Source organism: Dehalobacter sp. TeCB1 (assembly GCF_001707455.1).
GTDB classification, from domain to species: domain Bacteria; phylum Bacillota; class Desulfitobacteriia; order Desulfitobacteriales; family Syntrophobotulaceae; genus Dehalobacter; species Dehalobacter restrictus.
Genome location: NZ_MCHF01000044.1, coordinates 16,941 through 28,738 on the forward strand (window position 1 = coordinate 16,941; position 11,798 = coordinate 28,738).

Sequence of the window (11,798 nt, forward strand, 5' to 3'; positions counted from 1 at the left end):
TTTTCATCCTTTCTGCCCATGGGCAAGTCCGACGATTTCCTTGACCGACTGATAGCCTCTTTGATTGCAATAGGCCTTAATTCCTTCCAGAATTTCAACAGGCGCAAGCGGATTGCCAAAATTAGCTGTTCCGATGCTCACTGCCGAAGCACCTGCCAGCATGAACTCGATAGCATCCTGCCAAGTCAAAATTCCTCCCATGCCGATGACCGGCAGCTTTACAGCCTGATAGACCTGATAGACCATTCTGACGGCTACCGGCCGGACCGCGGGACCGGATAACCCCCCCATCGTGTTGGCCAACACCGGTTTCTGGGCATTGAGATCAATCTGCATGCCCAGAAGCGTATTAATCAAAGAAATGATATCCGCCCCGCCACTTTCCACAGCTTTAGCCATCGCTGTAATATCGGTCACATTCGGAGACAGCTTCGCAATCAACGGCAGATCCGTTTCCTTTCTAACGGCAGTGATGACTTCTTCCGCACTCTTGGGATCAGTTCCGAAAGCCATCCCGCCGTGTTTGATGTTCGGACAAGAGATGTTAACTTCCAGGGCTGCAATCCCGCAGCCGCGTTGGAAGGATGATGCCATCAGCGCATAATCTTCCAGTGAAAAACCCGAGATATTGACAATCACTGCTGTGTCCAGCAAGGCTAGCTCCGGTAGATAGTTTTTTAAGAAAGCCTCCAGTCCGGGATTTTCCAAGCCTACAGAATTCAGTAGGCCTGATGGAGTCTCCGCGAGCCTCGGTACAGGATTCCCAAGACGCGGAAGCGGTGTAATCCCTTTGACTGTGATCCCGCCGAGAACGGAGGGGTCATAAAACGGAGCATAGGCTTCACCGAAGCCATACGTGCCGGAGGCAGTGATGACAGGATTTTTAAGCTTTAATCCTGCCAGATCAGTCTCAAGATTAAATGTCTGCATCCCAGACCACCTCCTGCCCATTCATTACCGGTCCTTCTTTGCAGACGCGTTTTCGTTTCAGTCCGCCATTTGCATCTCTAACGGTACAGACACATCCCAAACATGCACCTACCCCGCAGGCCATCCGCTCTTCTAAAGAAACTTCGAGCGGAACATCGTTGTTCCGGCAAATCCCCGCGACAGCCTTCAGCATGCCGTTCGGACCACAAGCTGCAGCCCGCAGAAGGCCCTTGCTCAGTAATTGCTGCGTGTTTTTATCAGCTAAATACTTTTCGAGCAGTGCTGTAACTAAGCCTTCCTCTCCGCAGCTTCCGTCCAGTGTTGAAAGTTCAACATCCAAACCTTTTTGCAGCAGCAGATTTAAATCTGCACTGTCCAGAAAATCTTTGTTTTCTCCTCCCCAGAGGACTTTTATCTTTACTGGAACTTTCTGTGCGGCCTGGATCACAGAGAACAGCGGAAACATCCCTATTCCGCCTGCAATCAGCAGAAGCTCCCCTTTCTCCGGAATTGAAAAGCCTGTCCCCAGTGGTCCCAGAACACTTAGATATTGGTCTGTCGGTATCCTTGAAAGAAGTTCGGTTCCTTTCCCTTTGATTCTGTAGTAGATGGTCACTTCTCCACGTTCAGGGTCGATCCCGGCAATGCTAAGTGGTCTGCGCAGAAGCGGGTCACTCGTATCCGTGACCTGGATATGCAGAAACTGGCCCGGCCGAGCTGTTTTGGCAGCTTCTCCACTCAAAACAACTTTGTACAAACCCTGGACGGGATGTCCGATCCTTTCATTGAAGACGACTTTCTCCTTGAGGTCCATGATATGCTCACTCCTAGTAGATCGATTTTATTTGCAAAGGCCTTTCACCACGATGGATGACGCGCTGCCCATCCATTACGTTGATAAATCCTGCAGCTAGTGAAAGTGTTGCTCAAATAATTTCATTCAAGCCTGATTACCCCATATTAGGTCTGGGTGTCACAAGTTCCAGCGTCAAGCGGAGCATGGATGCGGAGCGCGGCTGTTAGCGCCATGGAGGGCGCTAGCTGCCGAAAGTGGAATTGTGACACCCAGACCAACCCCAGATACTTATGGGCTGTATATATTTGCTTATTTATTTTAAGAACATTATGCTAGCTGAGTGGTACGATGCTCGGTATGTTGGCCTCCAGAACATGCAGCCAGGCTTCGGCCGTATCCATACTGGTAAAGCACGGTACGCCGTGTTCAACTGCACTTCTTCGGATCGCAAAACCGTCGCTGGCAATGATTCTGCCGTGTGTGGTTGTATTTAAGACACACTGGACACGTCCTTTGCGGATTTTCTCAATGATATCGTCTGATCCGGAATGAAGTTTACCAACCGTGTCAACTTCAATACCGGACTGGCAAATCGCCTTAGCCGTCCCTTCCGTGGCGATGATTCTAAAGCCAAGTTTGGCAAAACGTTTGACCAGCCGTATCCCGTCTTCCTTATCGCGGTCGGCTAGGGTTGCAAGCAGCGTGCCGTAAACCGATATCTGCATGCCGGCGGCCATCAATGCTTTCTGGAGCGCTTTTTCATAATCATAATCAATCCCCATGACTTCTCCGGTTGATTTCATTTCAGGACCGAGAGAAGGTTCAACGAGCAGCAGCTTTGAGAAAGAGAATACCGGTGCTTTTACCGCAACCTTCTCTCCAACTGGCCACAAACCAGATTTAATACCCATGCTCCCCAGCTTCTCTCCAAGAATAACCCGGGTGGCCAATTCCACAATCGGCACGCCGGTAATCTTGCTTAAGAAAGGGACCGTACGGCTGGAGCGGGGATTGACTTCTAAAACATAGACCTGGTCTTTATAGATGACATACTGGATATTCAATAAGCCTTTGATCCGCAGGCTCCGGGCCAGCGAAATGGTTAAGTCCTCGATGATTTCTTTGATGTTGTCTGCAACCGTTTGCGGCGGATAGACCGCAATCGAATCGCCGGAATGAATGCCGGCCCGTTCCAGATGTTCCATGATTCCGGGAATGCAGACGGTTTCCCCGTCGGAAATCGCATCGACTTCGACCTCTTTGCCGAGAAGATACTGGTCGATCCAGATGCTTTGTCCCGGAAAATCCGCCAAAGCCCTTGCAAATACGCCCTGGAGTTCCTGAGGCTCATAAACAATTTGCATAGCCCTTCCTCCAAGCACATAGGAAGGACGTACAATCAGCGGATAACCGATATCCTCTGCAAGCTTTTCAGCTTCTTCCATGTTGGAAACGCATCCGCCGCGGGGCCGGCGAGCGCCCAGCTGCTGCAGAACTTCATCAAAGATTCCTCTCTCTTCTGCTCTGTCCGTGTCTTCGACCGTCGTACCAAGAATCCGGTAACCGCGTTCCGCCAGTCCTTTGCATAACCCAATCGCAGTCTGTCCGCCAAATTGGACGACGATACCCTCAGGTTTTTCTTTCTCGAGGACTGCCGTGACATCCTCAATCGTGAGCGGTTCAAAGTAAAGCCTATCGGCCGTATCAAAGTCAGTAGACACTGTCTCCGGATTATTGTTGATAATGATACTCTCAATACCTGCCTTGCGCAGCGCCTTCACAGCATGAACCGAGCAATAGTCAAACTCGATGCCCTGACCAATCCTGATCGGCCCCGATCCCAGAACGACAACTTTCCGTCGATCTGTCGGCTGGACCTCATCCTCGACATCATAGCTCGAGTAGAAGTATGGGGTCGTCGCTTCAAACTCCCCGGCGCAGGTATCGACCATTTTAAAAACAGGCTTCAGGCTGTTTTGGATCCTGAAATCATAGACCTGCTGCTCATTTGCATGCCAAAGACGGGCAATCTCGCGGTCGGAATAGCCCAGCCGCTTGGCCTTTGTTAAGGCTGTTAAATCCCAGACCTGCTGCTTTATTTCTGTGGATGTCCTGACAATCCCTTCTATTTTCTTCAAAAAGTAAGGATTCCACGCATTTAACTGATTAATTTCATCTACAGTCCATCCCCTGCGGAAAGCTTCCGCGATCACGAAGAGCAGATTATCTTCCGGCAGGCTGCATCTTTTCCGAAGAAGTTCATCGTCGATGTACGCCATCTCTTCGAGCAGGATGCCGTAGGCTTTCGTTTCAAGGGAGCGCACCGCCTTTAAGAGGGCCGTCTCCAAATTGCGGCCCAAACCCATAACCTCTCCGGTCGCCTTCATTTGTGTACCAATCCTACGGTCGGCATCAGAAAATTTATCGAAGGGCCAGCGCGGGATCTTCACGACCACATAGTCGAGGGCAGGCTCAAAACAGGCCGAAGTCTTCCCGGTTACCGCATTCGGCAGTTCGGCCAGCGTATAGCCAATCGCTATTTTGGCAGCCACTTTCGCAATCGGGTAGCCGGTCGCTTTGGAAGCCAGCGCGCTCGAACGGCTCAAACGCGGATTGACCTCAATGACACAGTATTCAAGTCTTTCCGGATGCAGCGCATATTGAACATTGCAACCTCCCTCAATACCGAGGGCCGCCACGATTTTCAGGGCCGAAGTCCGAAGTGTCTGAACTTCCTTATCCGTAAGCGTCTGACAAGGCGCCATGACGATGCTGTCACCGGTATGGACGCCGACAGGATCCATATTCTCCATATGGCAAACCGTAATACTGTTGCCGCAGCTGTCCCGCAGCACCTCATACTCAATTTCTTTCCAGCCGGCTACGCTTTTTTCGATCAGAATCTGCCCAATCATACTGGCTTTGATTCCGCTGGCGGCAATCGTTGTCAATTCATCCGCATCTTTGGCGATCCCGCCGCCGGTACCGCCCAGCGTGAATGCCGGCCGAACAATCACCGGATAGCCAATTTCTTCAGCAAATTTTAACGCTTCCTGTACATCCGAAACAATCGAGCTTGCCGGGATCGGTTCCCCGATTTCGTTCATCAAGTTCCGGAAAAGCTCCCTGTCCTCCGCCTTGCTGATGCTCTCCAGCGGCGTTCCCAAAAGCGTAACGCCACAGCGGTCCAGAATACCGGCTTTGGCCAGCTGAAAAGCCAGGTTCAGTCCGGTTTGGCCGCCCATAGTCGGAATGAGTCCGTCGGGTCTTTCCTTCTCAATAATTCTCTCCAAAAACTCCAGTGTCAGAGGCTCGATATATACTTTATCGGCAATTTCCTTATCCGTCATAATAGTAGCCGGATTGGAATTGACCAGAATAATTTCCACGCCTTCTTCCCTTAAAGCCCGGCAGGCCTGCGTTCCGGCATAGTCAAATTCAGCCGCCTGTCCAATCACGATGGGTCCTGAACCAATCACCATGACCTTCTGCCAATTTTGTTTTGGCATTTACATTTCCCCCCATTTAGCGTTCAGTATCTCTGCAAAGCGGTCAAATATTTCATCATTTTCCTCAGGGCCCGGTGCAGCTTCAGGATGATATTGCACAGTTAAAACCGGATATTTTTCGTGCTTCAGGCCTTCAACTGTGCCATCATTCAAATTCGCATACATGATGTTAAACCCAGTTCCTCGAAGCGATTCTTCACTGACAGCATAACCATGGTTCTGAGAAGTCATGGTTACTTTGCCCGTTTCTTTGTTCTGAACAGGATGGTTCCCTCCGCGATGCCCAAACGGCAGCTTGTAGGTTGAAGCGCCCGCGGCCATTGCCATAATCTGATGACCCATACAAATTCCCATAATCGGTAATTCTGCAATCAGTTTCCCCATATTCTCAGCGATCTCCGGCAAACGGGCTGGATCTCCAGGTCCATTGCTCAGCACAAGTCCCTGGGGCCTCAACTCCATTATTTTCTGAGAGGGAGTCCCTGCAGGGAAAACATGCAGCCGGTAACCTCTTTTTTGCAGGCAGCGCAAAATATTCTTTTTGGCGCCAAGATCAAGTACGGCCAACTCCGGACCGTTACCGGGAATGACATATTCTTCGTCGGATGTCGCCTGGTACACCCAATGTTTTTCAGGGTCAAAATCCTGCGGCGTGCTTTTCTGCCAGAACGCTGCGGCCTGTTCCAATTCCTCGACCATTATGCCGGGCATCGTCCCGTTGTTCCGGATATAGCGGGTTAATGCCCGGGTATCAACGCCTTTTAAGCCAGGGATATTCTGTTTCATACAGAAATCCTCCAGGCTTCCATCGGCATGCAGGCTGCCTTCGCCAGCCGAGAGCTCCCGCACGATGATACCCTTAAGCAGTACCTTGTCCGCTTCGCTCTCTTCATTATGCCAGCCGTAGTTCCCGATCTGCGGGTGAGTAAATGTCAGGATTTGTCCGGCATAGGACAAATCGGTGATCATCTCCTGATATCCGCACATTGAAGTATTGAATACGACTTCCCCTTTGATCACGTGGTCTCCACCAATCCAGGGGCCAAATTTTTCTCCTTCGAAAGCTTTTCCGTCACTTAAAACCAGCCAGGCCATTATGCTTCCTCCTTATTGTCTAAAAGCTTTCTTCCAGCCATTCGTATTTTTCCGCCGACAATGGTCATTACTGGAAATCCCTGCATCTCCTGTCCCAGGAAAGGGGTATTCTGCGACTTTGTCTCCATTGTCTCCGCAGAAATCATTTCCCGGTATTCCGGGTCAAACAGAACCAAGTCGGCCTGACTCCCGGGTCGAAGCGTTCCGCCCGGCAGGCCGAAACGGCGAGCCGGGTTCACCGACCATAAAGCGATGACCTGATCTGGGGTTATTTTCCCTTTTAACACCAGGTTCTGCCAGACTGCGGCTAGGACTGTTTCCAGCGCGTTGATCCCAAACGGTGCTTCGGCGAAAGGCCGGGTCTTCTCTTCCCAGGTATGCGGGGCGTGGTCTGTCGCCAGCATATCGATCGTCCCGTCCAGCAAGCCTTCCAACAGCGCAATCTGGTCTTCTGCAGAAGGAAGCGGTGGATTGACTTTATAAGAGGCATCGGTCAGGCTAACATCCTTATCCATAAAGATCAGATGGTGCGGATTCACTTCGGCCGTTACATCCACACCCATTTTTTTTGCTTCTCTGATAATCTGCACACTTTCTTTGGTCGATACATGCGCAATATGGAGTTTCCCCCCTGTTTCAGCTGCCAGCAGCACATCCCTGGCCACCATTACGCTCTCGGCGCTTGCTGGGATTCCTCTTAAGCCGAGTCTCGCACTCATTTCACCTTTGCGCATCACACCGTGTCCGGCCAGGCTGTCATCTTCACAATGACTGATGATCGGGCAGCCAGTTAGTTTGGCATATTCCAGTGCCAGACGCATCATCTCAGCGTTCTGGATTCCTTTACCGTCATCGGAAAACGCCACTGCTCCGCCGTCGAGGATATCCATCATCTCGACCAGCTCTTTGCCAAGAAAACCTTTCGTTACCGCCGCGATCGGATAGACTCTGGCCATAGCGGCGCGTTCTCCCTGCAGCCGCACAAATTCCGTTAGCGCACGGTTGTCAACAATCGGCGTTGTATTGGCCATGGCGAGTATCGAGGTAAATCCTCCTTTTATCGCAGCTCTGGAACCGCTACGGATATCTTCCTTCTCCTCTTGACCGGGTTCGCGGAGATGCACGTGCACATCAATTAGACCGGGGAACAAATATTTTCCTTCCCCCTCAACCTGTAGCACATCGTCAAGCCTCTGGGCTTCCAGCGCTTCCAGAACGTCTGCAGGCTGCAGGCTCCCGGCTGATTTCACAATAACGCCATCTTTAACCAAGACATCATTGATCCCGGACAATCTTTGGGCCGGGTCAATCACATACGCATTCTTAATCCACAACACTGCCTGTCCCTCCTATCAACAAGTAAATCAAAGCCATCCGAACGGCAACACCGTTGGTGACCTGCTCTTCAATCACAGACTGCACACTGTCAGCCAAATCACTCGTAATCTCGACACCTCTGTTCATCGGACCGGGGTGCATGATAATAGTATCTTTGCCGGTTTGTTTTAACCTTTCCAGGCTAAGACCGTATAACCTGCTGTATTCCCGGATTGACGGAAAGAGGCCGCTTTGCTGCCTTTCCAACTGAAGACGGAGAGCCATCACCGCATCGGCCCCGGGCAGTTCTTTATCCAAATCGTAAGAGGTCTTCACACCAAGGTAATTCATTTCCGATGGCAGCAGCGTCGGCGGGCCAACCAAAACGACTTCCGCACCAAGTTTTTTCAGTCCGAGGACATTGCTCCGCACAACTCTAGAGTGCAGCACATCGCCGACAATCACAATTTTCTTGCCTTGAAGTTCGCCCAGTCTTTCCTGCATCGTAAAAAAGTCCAGCAAGGCCTGAGTCGGATGGGCATGCTGGCCGTCACCACCATTGATCACGCCGGCTGAAAGCTCATCGGCGAGGAACCCTGCCACCCCTGAGCTGCCATGCCTGATGACTACCAAATCGACTTTCATGGCCTGAAGGGTCTTCGCTGTATCCAGAAGGGTTTCCCCCTTACTTACACTGCTTTGGGCAACTGCAATATTTGACGTATCTGCTCCAAGGATTTTGGCCGCAGTCTCGAAGGAAGTCCTGGTCCGGGTGCTGTTCTCATAAAAAAGCATGACCACAGATTTTCCTCTGAGTGTCGGTAATTTCTTATTGGGTCTTGCCAGAATCTCTTTCATCGGAGCCGCAGTCTTCAAGATATGTTTGATTTCTTCCGCTGTCAGTATGTCCAGATCAAGCAGGTCCTTGTGCTTCCAATTCATGCGTACGCCTCCCATCAATCATTAAAAATTCCTCCAGCCAAAGGGCAGGAGGAATTGAATAATCAACTTTCTCGCTTTCCCTTGGCTATCTCTCAGGATAACATTTAAAGGGTTGGACTCAAAATGTTCGTTACTTTTTTTCCTGTAGGAATACTTCTTCACTTCCATCCGTTTCTTCCAGGCACACAGAAACAATTTCCCTGCTGGAAGTCGGAACATTTTTGCCGACATAATCGGCCCTGATCGGCAGTTCCCGGTGCCCCCGGTCTACCAAAACGGCCAGTTGGATTTTCGATGGTCTTCCGAGATCCAGCAGCGCATCGAGCGCTGCTCTGACTGTACGGCCGGTAAATAAAACGTCATCGACCAAAATAACGATTTTCCCATCTAAGCTGAATGGCACTTTGGTCTCATGCAACACAGGTTGAATATCAATCGTACTCAGGTCGTCTCTATAAAGTGTGATATCAAGCAGCCCGAGAGGAATCGATACACCCTCAAATTCTGCAATCCTTTCCTTAATGCGTTCCGCTAAAGGGACTCCCCTCGTCCTTATCCCGATCAGGACAAGATCTTTCGTTCCCTGATTCTTCTCCAGGATTTCATGGGATATCCTGCTAATCGCTCTGCGGATCCCGTCCGCATCCATGATCCTGTTTTTTGGCGTACCTTCCATTTGAGTTCGCCTTCTTTCAAAAATAATAAAGCTGCCTGCAGGAGCAGACAGCCATACTTCACGTACAACATTTTATCTGCCTTACCTGCCTCACGGGACAATTTTAAAGGCAACTGATTCAATTTTATTATAATTTAGTTTAGTGTACTATGCACCAAATGTCAATCGCTATTCTTTAGCTTTTCCAGAACGTCCCGAAATGATTCGGGTGGATCTGCCGTAAATGTCATCTTTTCTCCGGTCCTCGGATGAATAAAACTCAGTGTCTCGGCATGAAGAACCTGCCCAGTCATGCCAAAAGGATTTTTTTTTGGCCCGTAAAGCGGGTCTCCCAGCACAGGATGTTTCAAATAGGCCATATGTACTCTGATCTGGTGGGTCCTTCCTGTATCCAACACCGCTTTGATCTCGGTAAATTGCATAAATCGTTCCAGTACATAATAGTGCGTCACCGCATTGCGGGAATTCTTAAAAACAACCGCCATTTTCTTACGATCCTTTGGATCTCTGCCAATGGGTGCATCCACAGTTCCCGACGGTTCAGACATCAGCCCGTGAACGACAGCCCTGTAGCTTCGTCCAACACTGTGCTCTTTAATCTGATGGGCAAGATGATGATGCGCGTCATCCGTTTTAGCAACGACCAACAGCCCGGAAGTATCTTTGTCGATCCGGTGAATAATTCCCGGGCGGATGACACCATTAATCCCGGAAAGGTTTTGGCAGTGATACAGCAGTGCGTTGACCAGCGTTCCGCTCCACGCACCAGGAGCAGGATGCACCACCATGCCCTGAGGTTTATTGACCACAAGAAGATCATCATCTTCATACACAATATCCAGCGGTAATTCTTCAGGCAGAACATCCAGCTTCTGCGCAGGAGGAATACTGATCTCAATACGGTCTTCTTCCTGAACCCGGTAATTGGCCTTCTTAGGCTGGCTATTGACAAGCACGCGTTCCTGCTGGATAAGGTTTTGTATATAGCTTCTGCTCAGTGAGGTGCATTCCGCCAGCGCCGTATCCAGCCGCTGGCCGGGAGCTACCTGAACAAACTGCCATTCCTCGCTGTCCGGCTCCTCAATAAAATGATCCTGCGTTTCATCTTCAAAATAATGATTCGTCATTTGTATCCTCTTTCATTCGCATCAAAAGTATAATCAACAAGATACCGCCGATGACAATCATGCTGTCGGCGATATTAAAAATATAGGACCAGACCTTGAAATCTAGAAAATCAATCACTTTTCCGGTAAGCAATCGGTCCCAGAGATTACCGAGCGCTCCGCCCCCGATCAGACCCATGCTTACCCGCATAAGCCTTTGTCCGTGCGGCACTTTTCTTTGAAAATAGAACAGGGCGGCAAGAACAATTACAGAAACAGTGACCAGCACCCACTTTTGGCCCTGCAGCATGCCAAAGGCCGCACCGGGATTCAATATATATGTCAGATGGAAAAAGCCCGGGATAACGACCCGGCTTTCTCCCAACGTCATATTGCTTTGAACGACCCATTTACTGAGACGGTCTAAGACTAAGACAACGATCAGTGTTACCCAGGTATATAAGAATGGCAAAAGGTTACCCTCCATCTAATGAATCATTAATCCTCAATGATCACCGTTCCGGTGTCTCCGTTTTTAAGCCCCAGCGCATTCGCTTCATCGGTATCGATGTGCAGATCAAGTGCATAAGTTGATTTTACTCTGACCAGAACGTTATGAAGAATGCCGCCACGAGGTCCTTCAAAAAGCACTTTTACCATATCCTTATCCTTGATACCATACTGCAGCGCATCGTCTTCACTGGCATGGATATGACGCATCGCAGCAATGACTCCGCGTTCCAGACTTACTTTTTTATCTCCGGCTGAAATATTAATACCGGGTGTCCCTTCGGTATTACCGGAATCTCTTGCCGAAATGTTTAATCCCAGTTTAATCGCGTCTGTCACAGCAAGTTCAATCTGGGTTTCATCACGGGCAGGCCCCAGGACACGGACTCCCTCAAGTTTCCCTTTGGGACCGATCAGTGTTACAGTCTCTTCAGCCGCAAACTGTCCGGGCTGACTTAAGTCTTTCTTTTTAGTAAGTGTACTGTTTTCACCAAAAAGCTGGTTGATATGTTCCTCCGAAAGATGAAGATGACGATTGGATATTCCAACCGGAACAGAAAATGTACGCATGATGTTCACTCCTCAATGTTTGTTTGAATGATCGCTCCATGGTCCATGATCGCAACAATTGCTTGTCAAGAAGCTTTCCGATATAAATGACCGCAATACTTTAATGTTTCTATTATAAACCAGATAGCTGCAGATATCCTGCATCGTACGTTTAAGATTCAAAAAACTTCTTTGTCTTCAAAGACTCCGATTCCGGCAGATCTGGTAATGGGAATACTAGGGAACCACTGATTAATAACGTTTTTTATCATCCCAATAAATAATAAAGTGGGATAATCCCAAGTTAGCGGCCCTATCGCCGCCGATTTCAGCTGCCTTTTCCGAGTAATTCTCGAAAAAAGGCGTAC

The 11,798-nt window shown here is 49.6% G+C and carries 10 protein-coding genes; all 10 read right to left on the minus strand.

Going from position 1 to position 11,798, the window contains the following annotated elements; translation table 11 throughout:
* Positions 1–3 precede the first annotated feature (3 nt).
* The 10 genes from A7D23_RS10930 to A7D23_RS10975 all read right to left on the minus strand — a co-directional run bounded on the left by A7D23_RS10930 (position 4) and on the right by A7D23_RS10975 (position 11,451).
* Positions 4–930, minus strand: a complete 927-nt coding sequence (locus tag A7D23_RS10930; RefSeq protein ID WP_019226789.1) for a dihydroorotate dehydrogenase — start codon at positions 928–930, stop codon at positions 4–6.
* Entirely contained in the window at positions 917–1,744 is an 828-nt protein-coding gene (locus A7D23_RS10935) for a dihydroorotate dehydrogenase electron transfer subunit (RefSeq protein ID WP_019226790.1), read from the minus strand. The genes A7D23_RS10930 and A7D23_RS10935 overlap by 14 nt, the downstream gene beginning before the upstream one ends.
* 314 nt (positions 1,745–2,058) lie before the next feature.
* Positions 2,059–5,235 (minus strand): carbamoyl-phosphate synthase large subunit, encoded by a 3,177-nt coding sequence (gene carB / locus A7D23_RS10940; protein ID WP_019226890.1) that lies wholly within the window; start codon positions 5,233–5,235, stop codon positions 2,059–2,061.
* Positions 5,236–6,330 carry a carbamoyl phosphate synthase small subunit gene (locus A7D23_RS15890; RefSeq protein ID WP_019226891.1) on the minus strand — a complete coding sequence of 365 codons (1,095 nt, stop codon included), beginning with the start codon at positions 6,328–6,330 and terminating at the stop codon, positions 5,236–5,238.
* Entirely contained in the window at positions 6,330–7,667 is a 1,338-nt protein-coding gene (locus A7D23_RS10950) for a dihydroorotase (protein ID WP_019226892.1), read from the minus strand. The genes A7D23_RS15890 and A7D23_RS10950 overlap by 1 nt, the downstream gene beginning before the upstream one ends.
* Complete coding sequence (locus tag A7D23_RS10955; protein WP_019226893.1) at positions 7,654–8,589, minus strand: aspartate carbamoyltransferase catalytic subunit; 936 nt, start codon at positions 8,587–8,589, stop codon at positions 7,654–7,656. Before A7D23_RS10955 ends, A7D23_RS10950 begins: the two co-directional genes overlap by 14 nt.
* Before the next feature lie 130 nt (positions 8,590–8,719).
* The gene (gene pyrR, locus A7D23_RS10960) at positions 8,720–9,265 is read right to left on the minus strand and encodes a bifunctional pyr operon transcriptional regulator/uracil phosphoribosyltransferase PyrR (protein WP_019226894.1); all 546 of its coding nucleotides are present in this window, start codon (positions 9,263–9,265) and stop codon (positions 8,720–8,722) included.
* A gap of 161 nt (positions 9,266–9,426) precedes the next feature.
* A complete protein-coding gene (locus A7D23_RS10965) occupies positions 9,427–10,392 on the minus strand; it encodes an RluA family pseudouridine synthase (protein WP_019226895.1) in 966 nt (321 codons plus the stop codon).
* Positions 10,373–10,843 carry a signal peptidase II gene (gene lspA, locus A7D23_RS10970; protein WP_019226896.1) on the minus strand — a complete coding sequence of 157 codons (471 nt, stop codon included), beginning with the start codon at positions 10,841–10,843 and terminating at the stop codon, positions 10,373–10,375. The genes A7D23_RS10965 and lspA overlap by 20 nt, the downstream gene beginning before the upstream one ends.
* 26 nt (positions 10,844–10,869) lie before the next feature.
* Positions 10,870–11,451 (minus strand): phosphate propanoyltransferase, encoded by a 582-nt coding sequence (locus tag A7D23_RS10975; RefSeq protein WP_019226897.1) that lies wholly within the window; start codon positions 11,449–11,451, stop codon positions 10,870–10,872.
* Positions 11,452–11,798 lie beyond the last annotated feature (347 nt).